The following is a 24059-nucleotide window of genomic DNA, read 5'->3' on the forward strand; positions in this document are numbered from 1 at the left end:
AAAAGTTTTGTGTCTAACTTTTGGGGTGCAGTACATTTTGAGACAGCCTCTTTCCTGTCTTTTCTATTTTATTTTAGGCTTTAATTCATCCGGTGAGTCTTTCGTATATAGCATCGGTGAACCTGCTACCTTTGTAAATAATTCTTGAACCTGTTGAATTTCCACTTTTTGTTCAGGATGGAAATTTTCCGAATTCATGTAATCAAGTATTGATTTCTTTAATTGCCGGGCTACTATTCGTTTTTCCGGTGCACTATCCAAATCCAATGTGGTCATAATCAGTTTGCCATTTAATACATTGGCTTCGAACAACACCCCGATTTTACGACTGATAAACCACGTGTCAATGCTTTGGACAAGTGGCTGGAAGTCTTTCCCGAAATCGGTGAATTGCATGACTGGTGCACGATTCAATAATTCCCACCATTGCAGGTTGCTATGATATTCGGTCGGAAACTTCCGGAAAAGAGGATGGTGAGGATTAAGCAGGATGCCGGTCGTATGAGGTGGGCGCATCTTGAACCAGGAAGTGTTCCAGAATACCGGGGTAAAGTACTGTACGACTTCTTTTCCGTATGTCACTTTCTTTCCTGCTTTGATAAGTACCTTTCCTCCTTTTTCCAGTATTTCTCGTGCTTTGTTGTCTAGCGTGTCTGTCTGATATATTGTTTCTTCAGAGGTGAAATCGACGGTTTCAGGATACACCCAGAAATCCCAGTCATTAACGGCATCTGTTCCTTCCACTCGTACCTCTATGTTGAGTTTCATAGCCGATGGAATATCTTTCAACGGAAAATCAACCTGTCCGATATGGTTCAGGTTACCAATTGGAATATCCGTCTGACCGATGACACCGTGTGAATAGACTTTTCCGTATGCATCGGTTATACGGTAGCTTACTTTAGCTGCCTGAAGAGATTCTGCGTCGAAATGAGAAATTTCTATATCAGCATGAAACGTTTCGTTAGTGGTGTATACGAACTTTTCTGTGCGCATGAGTGGTACGGTCGGTGCACAGAACCGACGCCACTCATCGGCATTTATGTAACCTTTTTCTTCAAAGAACACATCTAGTATACCTACTAATGCCGTGCCTTGTCCGGAGTAGTCATTTAAAGCCAGCAACTGAAATCCTGCATAGTCTGGGGTACGCAAGGTACGTTCGATTTCATGTTTATAGCATAGTGCCTGTAATTTTCCGGAAGCCATCATAAAATCTTGCCCTTTGCCTTCCATGCCGTGCGTGTGCAGAAGGTGCTGGAAGATTTCGAAATTGCCTGCTTTGTTGACTCCGGTGTATTTCTTGATTTCATTGAAGTTCGGAAATACGCACCATTGTCCGGTTTCGTGTGATACAAACGGTTGTTTAACCGTATCAAGATATTCCCGGAAATCAGTCATCGTTTCCGGACGTTGGCTTTTCCAGTTCAATCCTCTGACTCCTGCTTTTACATGGTACTGACTTTTAGGTTGCCATGCCCATCCTCCACCTACAGAGGCACCGGTATATACCCGGCGTGAGTCCTTGGCTTTCCAATAATCCACAAAGCGAGAAACCCATGGAACCCAGTTCCCGGAAGGCTCGTTTCCGCAAGCCAGCATACAGAAAGAGGCGTAGTTCCCGTATCTTTGCGTCATGCGGATAGTTTCTTCCAACAGGTATTGGTCAATGTATTGTCCTTGTCCCAGACGGACGTCATGGTTTGGCCAGCTTGGTCCTTCTGGTTGCAGATAAAATCCTACGCGGTCGGCCGCTTTAAAGGCAGCTTCCGGTGGGCAATAAGAGTGAAACCGCATGTGGTTGAGACCGTAGTTCCGGCAGATACGGAATACGCGCTCCCAGCTTTCTACATCCATTGGGGGGTAGCCGGTCAGTGGGAAGTCACAATTCTCTACAGTGCCTCGCAACATGGTCTTTCTTCCATTTACATAAAACCAGCGCCCTTGGATTGTGAATGTACGCATGCCAAATTCTATTTCGCGTGTGTCACTTTGATTCGCTTGTGTAAGCGTGGCTGTCAACTTATAGAGTGTCGGATGGAATTCGTCCCATAATTGTACATCTTTTCCCATGGGCAGCACCATCTCAAGGGTATCTTTTAAATCGTTTTTAGAGAAGGTTTGTGTGATTTCCGGTACACGATGAGGAATGTCACTATTAAAACTTTCAGCCTTCAAGGAAAGTTCTACAGGATGCTTACTCCCCTGTATGACCATACGTACACGGGCCTGTTGTTTGTCGGGCTCCGGAAATACCTGAATGTCTTTAAAGGATATTTCAGGAAGAACATAGAGATACATGCGGCCTACCACACCGTTCCAGTTTCCTTGCGTGTGGTCTGTGATGCTATGGGAGTTTTGGCCTACTTTGGCACAACTGTCGTGGTTGTCGATACGTAGAGTAAGTGTTGATGTTCCGGGACGAACGGCTGTAGTGATGTCATATTCATGAGGAGTACTCAGGCTGTTTTGTGAACCTATACGCTGGTTGTTTATCCAGACTGTTGTTTCAATATGTGGACGTTCTAGAAACAGCATCACGCGTTTGCCTTTCCAGGATGAAGGTATGTGTATTTCTCGTTTATACCAGGCAGCTCCTACATAACGTCGTTCAGGGGTAAGGAAAAAAGGAAACTTTATATTTCCTGTACGTCGGAACATTTCCAGTTTGGGATTATAATAGAAAGAACTGTCGTAAAGCGATCCTGTCCATTGAGTTTGCAATGAAGGACGCTCTCCTTTCAGTTTTTCCGGCATAGAACCGGGCAGGTTGATTTTGTCGTTAAGAGGACGGGCGTACCATTTTTCGTCAATCCCTTTATTTTCTTTGTCAATTTGAAAATTCCACTCTCCTGTCAAATCAATGACATTCTGCGCATGAAGCAATTGGGTGATAAGCAGGAGATAAAAAACAAAAATGTGTTTTCTCATAAATACCAGTAACTATAAAAAATTATCGAGGCAAATGTAAGATTTGATACCCACATATCCCTCGATAATTCTTCAAATAGCTGGAATTTTGTGTATTTATACTTTAATCAGTTTGTATTTAGGCACAAGCGCTTTCATTACACACCATGCTATGAGGTAGGCTACGGCACAGATACAGAAAATGATGAAGTAACCGGCTTCTTTTCCTTCGAAACCAAAGAACACCATTTGGCTTTCTGCTGCATAGTCGAACAGGATTCCTGAGCACATGTTGATAAGGAATGCTCCTACACCACCTGCCATACCTCCAATACCGATAATGGTGGCTACTGCACTCTTAGGGAACATATCACTTCCTACAGAATAGATATTAGCTGACCATGATTGGTGGGCAGCTCCTGCGATACCGATGATGATAATCGGGAACCAATAAGAAATGTTACCCAATGGCTGTGCAAAGAGTGTGAATAACGGGAATACGGCAAAAATCAACATAGCCTGCATGCGGGCTGCGTATGGATTCTTTCCTGTTTTGTTGATAATGATAGTAGGTAATTTGCCTCCGTAAATGGAAAGCATGGTAATGGCATACAATACGAATATCAGCAACTGGGCTGTCGCGCTGTCTGAAGAGAATCCATATACGTCGGAGATATAGGCGGGGGTCCAGAAAAGGAAGAACCACCATACTCCGTCTGTCAGGAATTTTCCAAAGATAATGGCCCAGGTCTGACGGAACTTGAAGCATTGCCAGAGGGAGATTTTAGGCTCGTCTTCCGTGTGAACGTCTGCTTCTTCTTTTTCTTTATCCTGTTGGATGTAGGCAAGCTCAGCTGCATTGACTTGCGGATTTTCCTGGGGCTTTTTATACATGAACATCCAAAGTCCCATCCAGATAAATCCCAGCGCGCCAATTACGATGAAAGCCATTTCCCATCCGTTACCCACACCGATACTTTTGAAATAGCTGGCAAGTGGAGGAATACTCACTGGGGCTATGAGGGCACCGATGGTAGATCCGGCATTAAAGATAGATGTCGCAAAGGCACGGTCTTTTTTAGGGAAATATTCAGCGGTGACTTTAATAGCTGCAGGGAAGTTACCCGATTCACCTACGGCCAGCACAATACGTGCCGCAATGAAGTAGTACACGCTGGTAATGGCAATGGTAGAAGTAAGGGCTCCTGAGGCTGCAATCATTTCATTGACATCCTTAAGTCCGAGACTCATTTCGGTAGCCCATCCGCAAAGTGCGTGTAAGCAGGCACCTAGCGACCAGATGGCAATAGCCCAGAGATACCCTTTCTTGCTTCCCAGCCAGTCCACAAAGCGTCCGGCAAAAAGGTTGGCAATCGCATAAATAATTGAGAAAATGGCAGTAATAGTTCCGTAGTGCGTATCTGTCCAGTGGAATTCTGGTGCGATAAAATCTTTCCACGTCAGTGACAGTACTTGGCGGTCCAGGTAATTGACCGCTGTAGCGAAAAAGAGCATGGAGCAAATAATCCATCGGTAATTGCTCATTGTTTCGCTTGATGTTTTGGTTGTACTCATATATGATATTAGATTAGTTTGTTTTGGCACAAAGATAATTTTCTTACAAGCGAAAAGCCTGTAAATATTGGCAAAAAACCTGCATTAATTGGTCAGGTGTGTTTTTACAACCACAATGAAATGACAAATTCCACATACTTGGCAGATTCTTAATTTAAGAGTTCTGTGTAAGTCTGTGGAATTTGTGTATTAGGATACCTCTAGGTAGGAGGTATGTATGTTATTTCATTTCAGTGTATTTAATCTTGTCCATATCTCCGTAGTCCAGGTTTTCACCTGCCATACCCCAGATGAACATGTAGTTGCTAGTTCCAGCTGCAGCGTGGATAGACCATTCCGGTGACATGATAGCCTGTTCGTTGGCAAGCCATACCAAGCGTTCTTCCTGCGGTTCTCCCATCAGGTGGCAAATCATGTTGCCTTCAGGAACGTTGAAATAGAAATAAGCTTCGATACGACGGCTGTGAGTGTGAGCAGGCATGGTGTTCCACACGCTTCCCGGTTTCAGCTCTGTCAGACCCATCTGCAACTGGCAAGGACCTTCCTGCAGTACGTTCTTTACAATCAGCTGGTTGATGACACGGTCGTTACTTTCTTCCATCTTTCCGGCAGCCATTGAGTTAGCTTTCAAAGAGCCCTTGCGTCCATCGATGGTAATCCACTGAGTCTTGTATTCCTTGTGTGCAATGGCAGAGTTGATGTAGAACTTAGCCGGTTTGCTGGCATCCTTGCTCTTGAAAGTTACTTTCTGGTTGCCACGTCCTACGTAGAGGGCTTCTTTGAATTTCAACTCATATTCCTTGCCATCTACAGTTACGATACCGTCGCCACCGATGTTGATAACACCCAGCTCACGGTTGAACAAGAAATAAGGAGCTTTCAGCGGATCGATAGTATCCAGTGACAGCTCTTTGTTTACTGGCATGGCACCACCGAAGATGAAACGGTCGTACATAGAGTAAGTTACGTTGATTTCATCGGCTACCAGTACTTTCTCCATCATGAAGCTGCTGCGCAGTCTCTGTGTGTCGTATGTTTTTACGTCTTGTGGATTGCAGGCAGTCTGCATCCGGTAGTTAACTTGAGCATTAGCAGAAAGAGCTGCTACGCCCAGCATCATAGCCATAGCTAATTTTTTCATAAGCGTTTGTTTATTTATTGGTTTTTATTCTTCAATGTGTTTTGCTTCTTTGATAATGCGGCGACGGTTGTAGATAGCCATTGCCAGTGCCACGATAACCAGTATGCTTGAACCTACAATCTTGAAGTTGTATACTGCGTGGAATATCAGCCAAGAGAAGATGCTGGAAGCAAAGTCAAGTGCACCTCCCTGGAATCCTTGCGGAATCTGTACAGCCGGGTCGTTTGTTCTGACAAATACATCCTGAGCAGCTTGTGTAAAGAATGGAGCCAGGTCAGTTACAAAATACAGGCCTACAATCAGCGATACAAGACCAATCAGGAATGTTTTCAGCACATTACCTTTTGTGATAGGTAATACGGCTGGGAACAAGTAGAACATACCAGCCAGTGAAGCCAATGGCAAGAACTGGTTGTTGGGTAATACTACTGACAGGAACAGAGCTACGGGAATAAGCAGCAAAGAAACTACCAGTGTAGTCGGGTGACCGATTACCAGTGCCGGACTCATACCAATGTTGAGGCTTGCACTGTTTTTAAACTTGCGGGCAATCAGTTCGCGAGTTGCATCAGAAATCGGACGCAAACCTTCGATAAATAAAGAAGTGATACGCGGGATAAGTTCCATTACAGCTCCCATCTTGATACCCAGTCCCAGGATAGCCGGAATTCCGTCAACCAGCTCCTGGCTGTTTTTGCAGGCCAGAGCACCGATACCACAACCTACTACTACTCCGAGGAATAGCGGTTCACCCATGATACCGAATTTTCTTTTCATACCCTCTGCATCGATGTTCAGCTTGTCAAATCCCGGAATCATATCCAATGCTTTGTTGATGACAAGGGCAAAGGGTACAAATCCTTGGCAGAAAGGCTGCGGAATAGAGATACCGTCCATTTTTTCGTAATATGACTGGAACTGCTTGCAAGTCAAATCAGCCATAATCAGGGTAATGATGTAGCAGATAATTGCTGAGAAGAATCCCCACCAGATATTTTCAGTGGCGAAATAAACTACTGCGCCAATGAAGGCAAAATGCCAGTAGTTCCACAAGTCGATATTGACAGTTTTAGTTGTTTTCGTTAATAGCATGATGATGTTCACTCCCAAACATACAGGAATGATGAATGCACCTACAGAAGTGTTGTAGGCTACAGAGGCTGCAGCAGGCCACCCCATGTCAAAGATACCCAGTTCCAGTCCGTAGATTTCCGTTACCTTTTTCAACGGTTCTCCCAAACTGCTGGTCAAAAGAGCTGTTACAACAGAAAGTCCGACGAATCCGACTCCGACCAGCAAACCGCTTTTCAGCGCCTTGCCGAAATTAATTCCAATACATACTCCCAGAATGGTAAACAGAATAGGCATCATCACGGCTGCCCCGAGCCCGATGATATAGCTAAATACTTGTTCCATGTCTTTTCTTTTGTCCTTTAAAAATGTGGATTTAGGTTAAAAATAAATGATTTCGACCCAAAAGTACAGCCTTTTATTCTAATTTCCAATTGCAAATCCGTTATTTTCGAAACTTTGCTGATTTAATAACATTTTTTTCGTTTACGCACACGGGCGGACTTTCTCTAAGAAACCTTGTTTGATTTGTTTCAATTTGAAGAGGGAGGAATTTCTGTAAGGAATAAAAAAGAAAGTTGAAATGTGAAAAAATAAAAGAAAAATGCCAAAGGAGATTTTTTCTGAGGTCAGGATAATTTTTATGTTTCTCTGCCTTGAAACATACGTTTCCCGAAGCGGAGCCTTACGTTTCCGATAAGGAAAACATAGGGATTCGCTTCGAGAAACGTAGAAAATAACAAAAAGTTTACTTGTAAATGGAGTAACGTGTGTCGTTTTTTCTTTAGTCGTTTGCCGTTTCCTGAATAAAGATTTTACCGTTTTTCTTTTCCACTGCAATCTGGCTACCTTCCGGATTCAGGTTGAAAGGAGTGATTTCATCGGTGTGATTATCTACCACCATCAGCGTACTTTCTTCTGCGAAACGTTTCACTTGAAATTTGATGGCAGTATTTCCGATGCTTGAATTAAATAGCAGACTGTCATTGATATATACCGAAAGACTGTCTCCGGTAAAGGAGTCAGCTATTTCTACCGTATAAATTCCGGCAAATGTTTTTTCCTTGTCGTTGCTTTTAGACTGATTACGAAAACCTAAATATAAAAAAAGGCATACGATAAAGAATACTCCGAAAGCGAGTATCCCGTTTCCTATCATGAATTGTTTGTTGCTGTTGATACTTTTGTTGTTCATAATTAAGGTAGTTATAATGTATATTCCCTTGCAAAGTAAGTTATTTTCAGTTTGTTTATCGTGTATGTTATAATTTTTTTTCTACATTTGTCACGGAATTATATAAAAACGGAATACAGAATATCATGCAAAATAACCTGGTCATAGTGGAGTCTCCGGCAAAAGCTAAGACTATTGAAAAGTTTTTGGGGGAGGGTTATAAAGTATTGTCAAGTTATGGTCATATCCGTGACTTGAAGCAAAAAGCGTTCAGTATTGATATAAAGTCGCATTTCAAGCCGATTTACGAAATACCGGAAGATAAGAAAAAACTGGTGGCAGAGTTGAAGGAAGAAGCTGCCAAGGCCGACATGGTATGGCTCGCATCCGATGAGGACCGCGAAGGAGAAGCCATTTCCTGGCACTTGTTTGAGGTATTAAAACTGGACCCCGAAAAGACACGAAGGATTGTATTCCACGAAATTACGAAGACGGCTATATTGAAGGCTATAGAGCATCCGCGTCATATCAACATTGATTTGGTCAACGCCCAGCAGGCTCGTCGTGTACTCGATCGCATTGTGGGATTTGAACTTTCACCGGTGCTCTGGCGTAAAATCAAGCCGGCTCTTTCAGCCGGACGTGTACAGTCGGTAGCCGTACGCCTGATTGTAGAGCGTGAGCGCGAAATTAATGCTTTTACCTGTGAAGCTTCTTATAAGGTAGTAGCTACCTTTAAGGATGCAGAAGGGGCTGTAATTCGTGCAACTCTTGGCCGACGATTCAAAACCAAAGAAGAAGCACAGCGTTTTCTTGAAAAATGCAAGAATGCTACCTTCGAAATCAAAGATATTACTACACGACCGGTTAAAAAATCACCGGCACCTCCTTTTACTACTTCTACACTTCAGCAGGAAGCAGCCCGTAAGCTTGGTTTTACCGTGGCACAGACGATGATGCTTGCACAGCGTCTGTATGAAAGCGGGTTGATTACCTACATGCGTACCGACTCGGTAAACCTTTCTGAACTGGCCTTGTCTTCAAGCCGGGATGCCATTCTTTCTTTGATGGGAGAACGTTATGTACATACACGTCAGTATGCGACAAAGACAAAAGGGGCTCAGGAAGCACACGAGGCCATTCGTCCGACATACATGTCAAATGAATCCATCGAAGGAAGTTCACAGGAAGTACGCCTGTATGAATTGATATGGAAACGTACGCTGGCTTCACAGATGGCTGATGCAGAGCTGGAGAAGACGACAGCTACCATTTCGGTGAGTGGCTGTGAGGATGAATTTCAGGCTGTAGGTGAAGTGGTCACATTCGATGGTTTCTTGAAAGTCTACAAAGAATCATTTGATGAAGAAGTAGAACAGGAAGATGCTGCCGGACTTCCTAAAATGGAGGTAGGAGAGGTTCTGCAGCGGGAAGAAATTGCTGCAGTGCAACGTTTCAGTCAGGCTCCGGCACGTTATACAGAAGCAAGCCTGGTGCGTAAGCTGGAAGAATTAGGCATCGGTCGTCCGTCTACATACGCTCCTACTATTTCCACAATCCAGCAAAGAGGATATGTAGAAAAGGGAAACAAGGAAGGAGTGAAGCGTGAATACTCATTGCTGAAACTGACGGGAAAAGAAATTAAGGAAACGGTGCAGACGGAAATGAGTGGAAGTGAGAAATCCAAATTGATTCCTACCGATGTAGGTTGTGTAGTCAATGACTTCCTGATGCAGTATTTCCCGAAAATTATGGACTATAACTTTACGGCCAGTGTAGAAAAGGAATTCGACGAAGTGGCCGAAGGGGAAAAGAAATGGACCGATTTGATGGAGGTGTTCTATGAGAACTTCCATCCGCTGGTGGAAACGACACTGGCGACGAAGACAGAGCATAAAGTGGGCGAGCGTATGTTAGGTACTGACCCGAAAAGCGGTAAACCTGTTTCGGTGAAAATCGGACGTTTTGGCCCTGTGGTACAGATTGGTTCTTCGGACGATGAAGAAAAACCAAGATTCGCCCAGCTGAACAAGGAACACTCTTTGGAAACAATTACACTGGAAGAAGCGCTTGATTTATTTAAATTGCCGCGTGTATTGGGCGAACTTGACGGAACAACCGTTTCGGTAGGAGTCGGACGTTTTGGTCCGTATGTGCGCCACGGAAATGAATATGTGTCTATTCCGAAGGAAATGGATCCGATGGCTGTGACTTTTGAAGAAGCCGTACGGATGTTGTCTGAAAAGAAAGAAAAAGAGGCACAGAAAATCATTAAGCAGTTCCCCGAAAATCCGGATATGCAGATTTTGAATGGTCGTTACGGACCTTACATTGCTTACCAGAAGAAAAATTATAAGATTCCTGAAAACGTGAATCCGGCAGACCTGAACCTGGATGCTTGCTTCAAGGTAATAGAACTGCAGGCACAGAAAGCCGAGATGCGCAAGGCGAAAGGAGCAAAGGCGAAGACAAAGAAATGAAAAGAGTTTTCCTGATTGGCTATATGGGTTCGGGAAAAACCACACTGGGCAAGGCTTACAGTGCGGCTACCGGGCTACAGTTTGTCGACCTCGACTGGTACATCGAGGAACGCATGCATAAATCCATTTCCGACTTGTTTGCGGAAAGGGGAGAAGACGGTTTCCGCTTGCTGGAGCAGAAGATGCTGCACGAGGCGGGAGAATTTGAAAATGTATTGATTGCATGCGGAGGAGGCACTCCTTGCTTTTTCGATAACATGGACTATATGAATCATACAGGCGAAACAGTATTTCTGGATGTATGTCCGGAAGTACTGTTCCGTCGTTTAAAGATAGCAAAGGCCAAACGTCCGCTGTTGGCGAATAAAACGGATGAAGAGCTGATGCAGGTTATTACTTCTGCTTTGGAAAAAAGACTTCCTTATTATTCTAAGGCCAAATGGCGTTTCAACGCAGAAGAACTTGAAAGTTATGCACAGATTGACAGAGCGGTAAGCCGCTTGAATGAATTGATAAATTAAAGAAGTATAAATCTAGACTTTATGTAGTGAAATGAGAAAATGGCGTATTGAAGACTCTGAAGAGCTCTACAACATCACGGGGTGGGGCGTTTCATACTTTAGTATCAATGACAAAGGTCATGTGGTAGTAACTCCACGAAAAGACGGAGTAGCCGTCGATTTGAAGGAACTGGTGGACGAGTTGCAGTTGAGGGACGTAACCGCTCCTATGCTGGTACGTTTTCCGGATATTCTGGACAACCGGATTGAGAAAATCTCCAATTGCTTTACACAGGCTTCTGAAGAATATGGCTATCAGGCTCAAAACTTCATTATTTACCCGATTAAGGTAAATCAGATGAGACCGGTAGTGGAGGAAATTATCAGTCATGGAAAGAAATTTAATTTAGGGCTGGAGGCCGGTTCAAAGCCGGAACTTCATGCTGTAATTGCCATTAATACGGATTCTGATTCACTGATTATCTGCAACGGCTATAAGGATGAAAGCTACATTGAACTGGCTTTGCTGGCACAGAAAATGGGTAAACGTATTTTCCTGGTGGTAGAAAAGTTGAACGAGCTTCGACTGATTGCCAAGATGGCCAAGCAGCTGAATGTACGTCCGAATATTGGTATCCGCATCAAATTAGCTTCTTCCGGTAGCGGAAAGTGGGAAGAAAGCGGAGGCGATGCCAGCAAGTTCGGATTGACTTCCAGTGAGTTGCTCGAGGCACTTGATTTCCTGGAAAAGAAAGAAATGCAAGATTGCCTGAAGCTGATTCATTTCCACATAGGTAGTCAGGTGACAAAGATACGTCGCATCAAGACTGCATTGCGTGAGGCTTCTCAGTTCTATGTGCAGTTGCATCAGTTGGGCTTCCCGGTAGAATTCGTAGATATAGGTGGAGGACTGGGAGTGGATTACGACGGTACCCGCTCTGCTAACAGTGAAAGTAGCGTGAACTATTCTATTCAGGAATATGTGAACGACTCTATATCCATCATGGTGGATGCCAGCAACAAAAACAATATTCCTCATCCGAACATTATTACAGAAAGTGGCCGTTCACTGACTGCCCATCATTCGGTATTGATATTTGAGGTGCTGGAAACAGCTTCACTGCCTTCTATGGACGAAGACTTTGAGGTGAGTGCAGACGATCATGAACTCGTGCAGGAACTTTATCAGATTTGGGATAACCTGAATCAGAGCCGTATGCTGGAGGCATGGCATGATGCTCAGCAGATTCGTGAAGAATCGCTGGACTTGTTCAGCCACGGTATTGTCGATTTGAAGACTCGTGCACAGATTGAACGTATGTACTGGTCGGTTACACGTGAGATTAACCAGATTGCATCGGGCTTGAAACACGCACCGGATGAATTCCGCAATTTGGACAAGCTGTTGGCTGACAAATATTTCTGTAACTTCTCTCTATTCCAGTCTTTGCCGGATTCCTGGGCGATTGACCAGATTTTCCCCATCATGCCGATTCAGCGTCTGGATGAACGTCCTGACCGCACGGCTACCTTGCAGGATATTACTTGCGACTCGGATGGAAAAATTGCCAACTTCGTGACCAGCCGTAACGTGGCACACGACTTGCCTGTACATACCATCAAGGCAAAGGAATCGTATTATATCGGTGTGTTCCTGGTGGGAGCTTATCAGGAAATCCTGGGAGATATGCACAACTTGTTCGGCGATACCAATGCCGTACATGTCAGTGTGGATGAGAAAGGTTACAGCATTGACCAGGTGATTGATGGAGAAACTGTGGCCGAAGTACTCGACTACGTGCAGTATAGCCCGAAGAAGCTGGTACGTACGCTGGAAACTTGGGTGACGAAGTCTGTGAAAGAAGGACGTATCTCGCTGGAGGAAGGAAAGGAATTCCTGGCAAATTATCGTTCCGGATTGTATGGATATACTTATCTGGAGTAATTTAAGAAAGTAGCATTATGAAAGAAAAACTGACCGTTATAAAAGTAGGAGGAAAAATCGTAGAGGAACCTGATACATTGAATCAGTTGCTCGATGATTTTTCATCTCTGTCTGGCTATAAGGTGCTGGTGCATGGAGGAGGCCGCTCTGCCACTCGTATTGCTTCACAGTTGGGAATTGAAAGCCAGATGGTAAATGGACGTCGTATTACCGATGCAGAAACCTTGAAGGTGGTGACAATGGTTTACGGCGGACTTGTCAACAAGAATATTGTGGCCGGTTTGCAGGCAAAAGGGGTGAATGCCGTAGGTTTGACAGGAGCAGATATGAATGTAATTCGTTCGGTGAAACGTCCGGTGAAAGACATCGATTACGGTTACGTAGGAGATGTAGAGAAAGTAGACGGAAAGGCCCTGGCTGACCTGATTCATCGTCAGATTGTACCAGTGATGGCACCATTGACGCATGACGGGAATGGAAATCTGCTGAATACGAATGCCGATACCATTGCCGGAGAAACCGCAAAAGCTTTGGCCGAGTATTTTGATGTGACATTGGTGTACTGCTTTGAAAAGAAAGGGGTGCTACGCGATGAAAACGATGATGACAGTGTAATTCCGGTGCTGACTCCCGATTTATTTAAACAGTATGTGGAGGAAGGAATCGTGCAAGGTGGTATGATTCCTAAACTGGAAAATTCTTTTTCAGCCTTGGATGCCGGTGTGTCGCAGGTCGTAATAACCTTAGCATCAGCAATTCACAAAGATTCCGGAACAATTATCAGAAAATAATTCAAAAAAAATTGGCGGGTGGGTGTAACTTTTATGAAACTCACCCGTCATTAGTATAGAGAGCCATGCAAGAGATCAGTTTTCGTGACAATATTCTGCCGCTGAAAGATAAGCTTTTCAGGTTGGCCTTGCGCATTACGTTCGACCGGGCAGAGGCGGAAGATATTGTTCAGGATGCACTGATTAAGGTGTGGAACAAGCGTGACGAGTGGGGAGAGTTGGAATCCATAGAAGCCTATTGTCTGACGGTAGTTCGGAATTTAGCTATTGACCGAAGTCAGAAAAAAGAGGCCCAGAATCTGACCTTGACACCGGAAACGCAGGAAATGCCGGATGCACAGACTCCCGAAAGCCAGTTTGAACGGAATGAACAGTTTCAGTTGGTACACAGGCTGGTGAATGAACTCCCGGAAAAGCAACGAACGATTGTTCAGCTTAGGGATATTGAAGGTAAGAGTTATAAAGAAATTGCTGATGTGTTGGGGATCACGGAAGAGCAGGTGAAAGTAAACCTTTTCAGGGCCCGACAACGCATCAAATTAAAATACAGTGAGATTAACGATTATGGACTATAAGTACATTGAACAACTTCTGGAACGCTATTGGAACTGTGAAACCTCGGTAGAGGAAGAGCAGATTCTTCGGATTTTCTTTCAGCAGAAAGAACTTCCTGCCCATTTGCGCCGCTACCGTTCTTTGTTTACTTACCAGGAAGAAGCTGCCGGGATGAAGCTGGGTGATGATTTTGACAAGCGTGTGCTTGCGGAAATTGAACGTCCGGTAGTAAAGGCCAGAAAGCTGACGCTTTATTCACGTTTTATGCCTCTGTTTAAGGCTGCGGCTATGATGTTGTTGCTTTTTACATTAGGAGGAGTAGTGAAACATGCGACAGAAGAGGGAGGCGCTTCAGGTATTGTATATGTGCATGATCAGTTTGAAAACCGTCAGGAGACTCCGCAGGTTGCCTACGAAGGTGATTCGGTGAAGACGCTGATTCGGGAAACATCTTCCAAACCCAGACTGGAAGAAAACAGTAACAGATAGAACATTTTCATTTGCTTTTATATAAATAGTTAGTGCTTATTAAAACTTAAAACAACAACGAGGCTGTGAAGTTTCAATTCTCTCAAAATTAAATTACTAACTAAATAAAAAAGGATTACCGCGTGAGCAGTAGTCCTTTTTTATTTGGAATATTTCACTATTTTTGCCGCAAAATTTGGATAAGAACACATGTTTATAGTCATTGGAGTTATGTTGGGGGGGATGTTGATAGGCTTTCTCCTTCGCCGTCAGGAGTTTTCGTGGATTGGTAAAGTCATTACCTTGTTAATTTGGGCATTGTTGTTTTTGCTGGGAATAGAAGTAGGAGGTAATCGCCGGATTGTAGAGGGACTTGCCACTTTGGGGGTAGAGGCTTTTGTGATTACATTAGCTTGTGTGTTGGGCAGCTGTATTTTAGCTTGGGGATTATGGTATTTGCTGTATAAAAAGAAAGGAGAAAAGGCATGAAAGGAAGTTTGATTATTATCGGCTTTTTTATTTTGGGCACATTGTGTGGCTTTTTTCATCTGATTCCTTTTGATATAAGTAAAAGCAATATCAGTTTTTATGCCTTGTGTGCCCTGATGTTCAGTGTAGGATTGAGTGTGGGGCATGACCCGCAGACCTTGAAGAATTTTCGTTCGCTGAATCCACGCTTGATATTTCTTCCGGTAGCTACTATATTGGGGACTGTTTCTGCTGCAGCTTTGGTAAGCTTGATTCTTCCGCATCGTAGTGCTCCTGATTGTATGGCTGTAGGAGCAGGGTTCGGATATTATTCCCTTTCCAGTATTTTTATTACGCAGTATAAGGGGCCGGAACTGGGTACCATTGCTTTGCTTTCCAACATTATGCGTGAAATTATTACTTTGCTTTGTGCTCCTCTGTTGGTGCGCTGGTTTGGTAATCTGGCTCCTATATCGGCTGGAGGAGCGACTACTATGGATACTACGTTGCCCATCATTACCCGTTGCTCAGGACAGCAATTTGTGGTAGTTTCCATATTCCATGGTTTTGTGACGGATTTCAGTGTGCCGTTCTTGGTCACTTTCTTTTGTTCTATTTGATGAGTCGTTTTTTTAAGAATAAAATACGGCCCTCGACGAAGAAATTAACCATCTTACGTCGAGGGCCGTATTGTTATGAACGAGATAGAAGATTAATCTTGGTAGTAGACTCTCTTTACACGGTTTGATACGCTGGTCAGGATTTCATACGGAATTGTTTCCAGTATATCGGAGAGTACTGTTACCGGGAGATCATCGCCGAAGATAATGGCTTTGTCACCTTCCTTACAATCAATATCCGTTACATCAATCATACATACATCCATACAGATATTTCCTACGTAGGGGGCTTTCTGTCCGTTCACCTGACAGTAAGCATGTCCGTTACCCAGATGGCGATTTAATCCGTCGGCATATCCGATGGGGATGGCCGCAATGCGTGAATCCCGTGTCAGTACACCTTTACGGCTGTAGCCTACAGTTTCATTTGCTGGTACCTCGTGGATTTGCAGGATGGTTGTTTTCAGGGTAGTGACATTGTGCAGCATCTTGTTGGTAAACGGATCTATCCCATATAATCCGATTCCCAGGCGGACCATGTCGAATTGTGCACCCGGATAGCGCTCAATACCTGCCGTATTACAGATATGACGAATAATCTTGTGCTTGAAACCTTCCTGAAGCGTGGTCGAGGCAGCTTCGAACGTTTCTATCTGATGGCGTGTGAAGGCATCAAAACGTTCTGCATCACTGCCTACCAAGTGAGAGAATACAGAACGGGGGATGACTGCGCTCTGTTTCTGCAGGCGCTGTACGAGTTGCGGGATTTCGCTTGGAGCAAATCCTAACCGGTGCATACCTGTATCAATCTTGATATGAATCGGGAAATTGCTGACTCCTTCACGTTCCGCGGCTTTGATAAGTTCTTCCAGTAGGTGGAAACTGTATACTTCCGGTTCCAGGCGATAATCAAACATTGTTTTGAAAGCCGTGATTTCCGGGTTCATGATGATGATGGAACTGTTAATACCTGCTTTACGCAAGTCTGCTCCTTCATCGGCCACAGCTACTGCCAAATAATCTACTCGCTGGTCTTCCAGTGTCTTGGCAATTTCAAATGAACCGGCCCCATAGGCTGAGGCTTTTACCATACAAACGATTTTAGTCTCCGGTTTCAGTTTGTTACGGTAGTAGTTCAGGTTGTCTACCAGTGCATTCAGGTTGATTTCCAAGATGGTTTCGTGTACCTTCAGTTCCAACGCATCCGTAATGTCATCGAAGTGGAATACACGTGCCCCTTTTATCAGAATATCTTCGTTATGCAGCTGGTTCAGCAAACCGGAATTCAAAAGTTCGGAAGTGTTGGTAAAGAAGTCTTTCTGTATTTCAAACCGGTTGGCTGCAGCAGAAATTTCTTCGCCTACTCCGATAATATGGTCTACTTTCCGGCTATGAACCAGGTCGGCTACTTGTCTGTATAATAGTTTGCTTGTTTGTCCGCTTTCCAGCATGTCCGACAGGATGAGTGTACGCTTCCGGTTCTTGTCTTCCGAGCGTCTCATCATAAAATCGAGTGCGATATCGAGCGAGGCAAAGTCTGAATTATAACTGTCATTAATTAATGTACAACCGTTTTTACCCTCTTTTACCTCCAGACGCATGGCTATGGGTTCCAGATGAAGCATGCGTTCAGCAATTGTTTCAGGGGGTACCATGAGGTAAAGTGCTACGGCCAGACAGTTGAGTGAGTTTTCAATGGACGCATCGTCAATGAATGGGATACGGTATTCCTTGAAGAATCCTAAGTAGCGGTATTTGATGGTGGTTCCCGTATCGTCTTTCAGGATTTTCTCAATGAAAAGCGGGCGTTCGGAATCTTTGGTCGACCAGGCAATTTCACGGGCTGTGAACAGTGATTTGGTCACACAGCTGGTGATAAGTTCGTTGTCACCGTTGTACACAATCACGTCGCAGTCCTTGAACAACTGCAGTTTCTCCATACACTTGTCTTGTACGGAAGAGAAGTTTTCTTGATGTGCTCCTCCGATGTTGGTTAGAATACCGATGGTGGGTTGGATAATAGGGCGTAATGCTTCCATCTCACCCATTTCGGAAATACCGGCTTCAAAAATTCCTAATTCCGTGTGTTCATTCATCAGCCATACGGAAAGAGGCACTCCAATTTGTGAGTTATAGCTTCTTGGAGAACGGGTGATGGTACGGTCCGGACTTAGTATCTGGTATAACCATTCTTTTACCACAGTCTTTCCATTACTTCCCGTGATACCAATGACCGGCACCTGAAATTGTTCTCTGTGTCTGGATGCCAGACGTTGTAAGCTTTTCAGCGGGTTGGGTACAATCAGGAAATTAGCATCTGTATATGATGAGGCTGCTTCCGGTATTTCGTTGACAACGAAATTACGTACCCCTTTCTGGTAAAGATCCGGGATATATTTATGTCCGTCATTGCGTTTTGTCTTTAAGGCAAAGAACAGTGTCTCTTCCGGAAAACACAATGACCGGCTGTCAGTTAGAATCCAGTCGATTGTAGAGGAAGTAGTTCCTATGCGTTGAGCTCCTAAAATGGAGGTTATTTCTTCAATTGTGCTTGACATAACTTTATTTCCTTTTGAACATCTAAGTACGGTAATTTTTCTTTTAAGTCCTCTATCTTTAACAGTATTTGACTTAAAAAGGTTTGGTAGGCTTCTGATTCAGGATTAAAAGGACGGTGAGCCAGTCCCTGACGTATTTTGTTCCATTCTTTCAGGAATGAGAGAGTAGAAGGTGTAAAATAGCAATTGCAGAAGCATTCCCAGATGTATTGAATGGCAAGCGGACTGGGATGCATCATATCGTCAGCATAGAAACGATAATCACGCAGCTCATCTATCATGATTTCATAAGAAGGGAAATAGTGGCAGAAATCCATTTGACTACAAATCTGGTCAATTGCGATGAGCAAATTCGCCTTACTGAGCTGGTTGCCATGCAAACCGTCTTTGAGGTGACGTATCGGGCTGACAGTAAATAGACATTGCAGATTCGGACGTACTGCTTTCAGCTCTTGTAATAAAGGTAAATATATGGCAGTTATTTCATCGGCGCTGACCATCTTACGTTCAAATAACCGGGAAGAAAGCTTATGGCAGTTTCCTACAATTTCCCCATTTTCTTTCCAGGTATAGACGAAGGATGACCCCCATGTGAAAATAATCCAGTCGGCTTGCTTCAGATTTTTATGCCCTTGTGCGATGCGTTGATTGATTTTCAGCAGACAATCTTCCGCTTTGTGAGATGAAAAGGTACTGTGGTGCATCAGACTGTACCATCCTCCTTGCTCTTCACGTAAATCTTCTTTTTGATAGAGAGCTTTTTTCAATAAACAGTGTATGGAAGTCGCTATTGACATGGGGTTATATAACACCCCGAAAGGGTTCACATCGCAATTGAATTTATGTTCGGCCAGCAAGTTTCCGATATGTTCGGAAAAACAGGAACCCCATATCATCAGCCGGTCGGTATGCTGAATTTTAGGGCCTTTGGCGGGTAGTTCAACTTTGGTTCTGAATTCCATGGCAAGAGAAAATTTACTGCAAATGTAAGTACATTATATATATTTATGCTATTTTTGTGCGATTAAAGTTAATGAGGAACAGGATGGAACAGACGACTTCATACGATTTGCTGAATAAGATAGATAGCCCAGAGGATTTACGGAAACTTTCTGTCGAAGCGTTGCCAGAGGTCTGTAATCAGCTTAGAAATAAGATTATAGATGAATTGTCTCGTAATCCGGGACATTTTGGTTCCAGTTTGGGGGTGATAGAGCTGACTGTGGCTCTTCATTATGTGTACCAGACTCCTTATGACCGTATCGTTTGGGATGTAGGACATCAGGCATACGGACATAAGATTCTGACTGGCCGTCGTGACCGTTTCTGTACCAATCGTAAGTTGAATGGTATTTGTCCTTTCCCTTCTCCTTCAGAAAGTGAATATGATACTTTTACGTGTGGACATGCGTCGAATTCTATTTCGGCTGCATTGGGTATGGCAGTAGCAGCCGCGCGGAAAGGAGAAGATAACCGTCATGTGGTGGCCGTTATTGGCGACGGTTCCATGAGTGGCGGTCTGGCTTTTGAAGGATTGAACAACGCTTCTTCTACTCCCAATAATCTGCTGATTATCCTGAACGATAACAATATGGCCATCGATCGCAGTGTGGGTGGAATGAAGCAGTATTTATTGAATCTGCATACCTCCGAGGGATATAACCGTTTGAGAAATGCCTTGTCGAGAAAACTTTATCGCTGGGGAATCCTGAACGATGAACGGCGTAAGAGCCTGATACGTTTCAACAACAGCCTGAAGTCCATGCTGATGCAGCAGCAGAACATCTTTGAGGGACTGAATATCCGTTATTTCGGTCCGGTGGATGGACACGATGTCACTGCCTTGACAAAGGTTCTGAAAGAAATAAAGGACATGAAGGGCCCTAAACTGCTGCACATACACACTCGTAAAGGAAAGGGCTTTAAACCAGCTGAAGAAGCAGCTACTTTGTGGCATGCACCCGGTATCTTTGATAAGGAAACGGGAGAACGTATCGTTTCGGATACAAGTGGCATGCCGCCGTTGTTCCAGGACGTATTTGGAAATACGCTGCTGGAATTAGCCCGCAAGAATGAGAAAATCGTGGGGGTAACTCCCGCCATGCCTTCCGGATGTTCCATGAATATTATGATGAAGGAAATGCCCGACCGTGTGTTTGACGTAGGAATTGCGGAAGGACATGCCGTCACTTTTTCTGGAGGAATGGCGAAAGACGGGCTTTTGCCTTTCTGTAATGTGTATTCTTCGTTCATGCAGCGTGCATACGATAATATAATTCATGATGTAGCTATTCAGAAGTTGAATGTGGTACTTTGTCTGGACCGTGCCGGATTGGTGGGTGAAGACGGACCTACGCATCATGGAGCCTTTGATATGGCTTATTTGCGGCCGATACCGAATTTGACAATTGCTTCTCCGTACGATGAACATGAGTTGCGAAAATTGATGTACACGGCCCAGTTGCCGGATAAAGGACCTTTTGCCATTCGTTATCCTCGTGGACGAGGCGTACTAACGGATTGGGAGTGTCCGCTGGAGGCTGTAGAAGTAGGGAAGGGGCGTAAGCTGAAAGATGGTAATGACTTGGCAGTGATTACGATTGGCCCGATAGGGAATAAAGCCGCAGCAGCCATTGCTTCTGCAGAAAAAAAGCTGGGATGTAGTATCGCACATTACGACCTGCGTTTCTTGAAACCGTTGGATGAAGATTTGCTGCATGAAGTAGGACAGAAATTTACGCGGGTGCTGACCATCGAAGACGGAGTGCGCAATGGCGGTATGGGAAGTGCCGTACTTGAATTTTTGTGTGACCATGGTTATAAGCCGTGTGTCACGCGGTTGGGACTTCCCGATGCTTTTGTGCAACACGGATCAGTCAATGATTTGTATGCCATTTGCGGTCTGGATGAAAAGGGGATATTTAGTTCAATTACACAGATAATGAATTTATGAAAATTATTATAGCTGGTGCAGGTGCCGTAGGAACTCACTTGGCCAAACTGTTGTCGGGCGAAAAGCAGGATATTATCCTGATGGATGAGGACGAGAGCAAGTTGAGTGCCATGGGAAACAACCTGGACCTTATGACTGTCAATCTTTCGCCCACTTCGATTAATGGATTAAAAGAAGCCGGAGTCGCAGGGGCCGATTTGTTTATCGGGGTTATGCCTGATGAAAGCCGTAATATGACGGCCTGTATGTTGGCTACAAGTTTAGGAGCCAAGAAAACCGTGGCTCGTATTGACAACTATGAATACCTGCTGCCCAAGCATAAGGAATTTTTTGCTAAGCTGGGAGTTCATTCATTGATTTATCCGGAGATGCTGGCGGCCCGCGACATTGTGGATGCCGTAAAAATGAGCTGGATTCGTCAGTGGTGGGAATTTGCAGGAGGAGCATTGGTCCTGTTAGGAACCAAAATGCGCGAAAAGGCAGAAATCCTGAACGTTCCTTTGCATGAGCTGGGAGGAAGAAACATCCCTTTCCACATTGTAGCCATTAAGAGAGGCAACGAAACAATCATTCCACGTGGAGATGATGTGATAAAGTTGAATGACATTGTCTATTTTACCACGACGAAAAAGTATATCCCTTATATTCGTAAGATTTCCGGAAAAGAAAATGAAGCAGATGTCCGTAACGTGATGATTATGGGAGGAAGCCGCATTGCCGTACGTACCGTGCAATACATGCCCGATTACATGAAAGCCAAAATCATTGAGAGCAATATTGCCCGTTGCAATCGTCTGACAGAGCTGGTAGACGATGGAGTGATGGTCATCAACGGCGACGGTCGTGACATGCAGTTGCTGATGGAAGAAGGAATAAAAAATACCGAAGCTTTTGTTGCTTTAACCGGTAATTCCGAAACCAATATTCTGGCTTGCTTGGCAGCTAAGCGAATGGGCGTAACCAAGACAGTGGCCGAAGTGGAGAATGTGGATTACATCAGTATGGCCGAAAGTCTGGATATTGGTACGGTAATCAATAAGAAGTTTATTGCTGCCAGTCATATTTACCAGATGATGCTGGATGCCGATGTCTCGAATGTGAAATGTCTGACTTTTGCCAATGCCGATGTGGCAGAATTTACAGTCAAACCAGGAGCAAAGATTACCAAGCAGGCAGTAAAAGATTTGGGATTGCCTAAAGGTGCGACAATCGGAGGATTGATTCGTAACGGTGAAGGTATTCTGGTAACCGGTAATACGATGATACAGGAGAATGACCATGTCGTTGTTTTCTGTTTAGGAATGATGATTAAAAAACTGGAAAAATATTTTTAGCCGTAAATAATTGAACACTGAGGGTAGACGATTGAGTCTGATAGCGTTATTTAAGAGAAAAAGACTATGGAATTGCGCTATCAGACTCAATCGTTTTTTATTATGCTGGCCTGCATGTTCTTTTTTGTGGGATGCGGCTCTTATCAGGTAGAAGGAGAGGATGAACCGACTGACACGTCCGGTCCGTACGGAATTGATGTCACCTTATCCAATGCCCAGCTTTTTACTCCGTTGTATCCTCTTCATCTTTATTTCTTTGATACACAAGGCACTGTTACTTGGAATGAGGAGGTGTTGACTCAATCAGAATGGCCTGTCCTTTCCATGCCGGAAGGAGAATATGTATTTTCTGTTTTATCAGGTCTGTCGTCTGGAGATTATCTCCCTCCGATGTCTTTAAATTCCAAACAGTTCTTGACTTTTTCTGAGGGAAATCATGCAAAAACTCCTTTGGCAATAGGAAAGAATGTCATTAAATTACAGAAGGATATAAAAGTTTCCGTCTCTCTTTCTTATGCCGTGGCGGCTTTGTATCTTTCCTTTGGAGGTCTTCCTGCCGAAGCTGTTTCGGTAGAAGCCCGTATTTCTCCTGTCAGTTCTGGAATAACATTGGAAGGAACTTTAAGCAATGATGGCACATTTGCTTCTGTGCCCTGTGAAAAAATAAAAGGAGTGTGGAAGGCCGGACCTATATATGTATTCCCTTCGGAAGGTTTGCAGACCCATCTTTCTTTGAATGTTCAAACCGCTTCTGAGGAAACGGTATATGGCTGTTTCTTTAATTATCCGTTGGAGGCCGGAAAGCCTTATCGTTTTGTCAGTACGGGCGATGGGGAAATATCTTTGGAAGGAAACAACCAGATAGCCGGCTGGACACCGGAAGTGTCGGAAGAGTTTCCCTTTGAGAATATGACCGAAGAAGGAGAGTGGGAAGAACCGGATGCTCCTGATGGAGGAGAAGGTACGGAAGGCAACGAGGACGAAGATGACGGGCAAGATACAGAGGAGGATACCGACGTGATTGTTTCCGAGGTATTGCCCGAGTCAGAAACCATTTGGGGACCTTTTTTCGTGTGGAAAGTAGAATCTCTTTCGGGGAATGAGGTGATGGCTACACTCGTCTCTCCCCGTCAGTGGCTGTTGAAAAAAGCGGAAGCCATATCTGTTTGCGAGGCTTATGAAGAAGATGGAATATCGGGCTGGAGAACTTTTACCACAGAAGAAGCCAAAGAATTCCGCGACCAGTATGATGATACGATTGTCGCACTTAGCGATATGTTGTCGAAAAACGGATTGGATCGTTTCAATAAGTATGATTGCCGCTATTTGTGCAATGACTTTAATTCCACCTTTTGCTTCTATAATACTCAAATTGTGAAATCCGGAGAAACCGTAGACTATGCCTTGCGTCTGGTGAAAAAAGTACGCGTAGAAAAAGCAAAATAAAAGATGAAAAATCCCGCCACAGAAATCTCATAGGAGAGTATCTTGTGGCGGGGTTTTTTTTTTTTTTAAT

Annotated in this window: 18 protein-coding genes; 11 read left to right on the forward strand and 7 right to left on the reverse strand. The window is 44.1% G+C overall.

Translation table 11 applies throughout. The features are described from left to right. Positions 1-63 precede the first annotated feature (63 nt). From DXD04_RS11975 to DXD04_RS11995, 5 genes are all read right to left on the reverse strand, one after another. Positions 64-2931, reverse strand: a complete 2868-nt coding sequence (locus DXD04_RS11975; protein ID WP_117673500.1) for an exo-beta-1,4-galactosidase — start codon at positions 2929-2931, stop codon at positions 64-66. A gap of 96 nt (positions 2932-3027) precedes the next feature. After that, entirely contained in the window at positions 3028-4485 is a 1458-nt protein-coding gene (locus tag DXD04_RS11980; RefSeq protein ID WP_117673502.1) for an MFS transporter, read from the reverse strand. 220 nt (positions 4486-4705) lie between these two features. Then, positions 4706-5626, reverse strand: coding sequence for a 5-dehydro-4-deoxy-D-glucuronate isomerase (kduI, locus tag DXD04_RS11985; RefSeq protein ID WP_007560036.1), 921 nt, complete (start codon positions 5624-5626; stop codon positions 4706-4708). A 24-nt stretch (positions 5627-5650) separates the two neighbouring features. Beyond that, positions 5651-7042, reverse strand: a complete 1392-nt coding sequence (locus DXD04_RS11990) for a PTS galactitol transporter subunit IIC (RefSeq protein ID WP_022053982.1) — start codon at positions 7040-7042, stop codon at positions 5651-5653. Positions 7043-7481: 439 nt separating this feature from the next. Further along, on the reverse strand, positions 7482-7892 hold the full coding sequence (locus DXD04_RS11995; RefSeq protein ID WP_117673504.1) for a P-loop NTPase family protein: 411 nt from the start codon (positions 7890-7892) through the stop codon (positions 7482-7484). A gap of 125 nt (positions 7893-8017) precedes the next feature. Here DXD04_RS11995 and topA point away from each other — a divergent pair, with 125 nt between their 5' ends. The 8 genes from topA (at position 8018) to DXD04_RS12035 (ending at position 15698) form a co-directional block, all read left to right on the forward strand. Beyond that, positions 8018-10351 carry a type I DNA topoisomerase gene (gene topA / locus DXD04_RS12000; RefSeq protein ID WP_117673506.1) on the forward strand — a complete coding sequence of 778 codons (2334 nt, stop codon included), beginning with the start codon at positions 8018-8020 and terminating at the stop codon, positions 10349-10351. After that, entirely contained in the window at positions 10348-10872 is a 525-nt protein-coding gene (locus DXD04_RS12005) for a shikimate kinase (protein ID WP_022053985.1), read from the forward strand. The genes topA and DXD04_RS12005 overlap by 4 nt, the downstream gene beginning before the upstream one ends. 31 nt (positions 10873-10903) lie before the next feature. Beyond that, the gene (gene speA / locus DXD04_RS12010) at positions 10904-12796 is read left to right on the forward strand and encodes a biosynthetic arginine decarboxylase (RefSeq protein ID WP_117673508.1); all 1893 of its coding nucleotides are present in this window, start codon (positions 10904-10906) and stop codon (positions 12794-12796) included. A 17-nt stretch (positions 12797-12813) separates the two neighbouring features. Further along, the gene (argB, locus tag DXD04_RS12015; RefSeq protein WP_007560049.1) at positions 12814-13587 is read left to right on the forward strand and encodes an acetylglutamate kinase; all 774 of its coding nucleotides are present in this window, start codon (positions 12814-12816) and stop codon (positions 13585-13587) included. Between the two features lie 65 nt (positions 13588-13652). Beyond that, positions 13653-14162, forward strand: coding sequence for an RNA polymerase sigma factor (locus DXD04_RS12020; RefSeq protein ID WP_117673510.1), 510 nt, complete (start codon positions 13653-13655; stop codon positions 14160-14162). Beyond that, complete coding sequence (locus tag DXD04_RS12025) at positions 14152-14631, forward strand: hypothetical protein (RefSeq protein WP_117673511.1); 480 nt, start codon at positions 14152-14154, stop codon at positions 14629-14631. The genes DXD04_RS12020 and DXD04_RS12025 overlap by 11 nt, the downstream gene beginning before the upstream one ends. 189 nt (positions 14632-14820) lie before the next feature. After that, positions 14821-15099 (forward strand): LysO family transporter, encoded by a 279-nt coding sequence (locus DXD04_RS12030; protein ID WP_117673512.1) that lies wholly within the window; start codon positions 14821-14823, stop codon positions 15097-15099. Beyond that, positions 15096-15698: a LysO family transporter gene (locus tag DXD04_RS12035; RefSeq protein ID WP_022053990.1), complete on the forward strand. Its 603-nt coding sequence runs from the start codon at positions 15096-15098 to the stop codon at positions 15696-15698. The genes DXD04_RS12030 and DXD04_RS12035 overlap by 4 nt, the downstream gene beginning before the upstream one ends. Positions 15699-15790: 92 nt before the next feature. Here DXD04_RS12035 and DXD04_RS12040 read toward each other — a convergent pair whose 3' ends face one another. Beyond that, entirely contained in the window at positions 15791-18256 is a 2466-nt protein-coding gene (locus DXD04_RS12040) for a bifunctional UDP-N-acetylmuramoyl-tripeptide:D-alanyl-D-alanine ligase/alanine racemase (RefSeq protein ID WP_117673513.1), read from the reverse strand. Continuing rightward, complete coding sequence (locus tag DXD04_RS12045) at positions 18232-19218, reverse strand: GSCFA domain-containing protein (protein WP_117673514.1); 987 nt, start codon at positions 19216-19218, stop codon at positions 18232-18234. Before DXD04_RS12045 ends, DXD04_RS12040 begins: the two co-directional genes overlap by 25 nt. An 83-nt stretch (positions 19219-19301) precedes the next feature. Here DXD04_RS12045 and dxs point away from each other — a divergent pair, with 83 nt between their 5' ends. The 3 genes from dxs (at position 19302) to DXD04_RS12060 (ending at position 23989) form a co-directional block, all read left to right on the forward strand. Continuing rightward, on the forward strand, positions 19302-21209 hold the full coding sequence (gene dxs / locus DXD04_RS12050) for a 1-deoxy-D-xylulose-5-phosphate synthase (protein ID WP_117673515.1): 1908 nt from the start codon (positions 19302-19304) through the stop codon (positions 21207-21209). Beyond that, positions 21206-22543, forward strand: coding sequence for a Trk system potassium transporter TrkA (gene trkA, locus DXD04_RS12055; RefSeq protein ID WP_117673516.1), 1338 nt, complete (start codon positions 21206-21208; stop codon positions 22541-22543). Before dxs ends, trkA begins: the two co-directional genes overlap by 4 nt. Before the next feature lie 66 nt (positions 22544-22609). Further along, complete coding sequence (locus DXD04_RS12060) at positions 22610-23989, forward strand: hypothetical protein (protein WP_147330762.1); 1380 nt, start codon at positions 22610-22612, stop codon at positions 23987-23989. Positions 23990-24059: the final 70 nt, after the last annotated feature.

Source organism: Phocaeicola plebeius (genome assembly GCF_003437535.1).
GTDB classification, from domain to species: Bacteria; Bacteroidota; Bacteroidia; order Bacteroidales; family Bacteroidaceae; genus Phocaeicola; species Phocaeicola plebeius_A.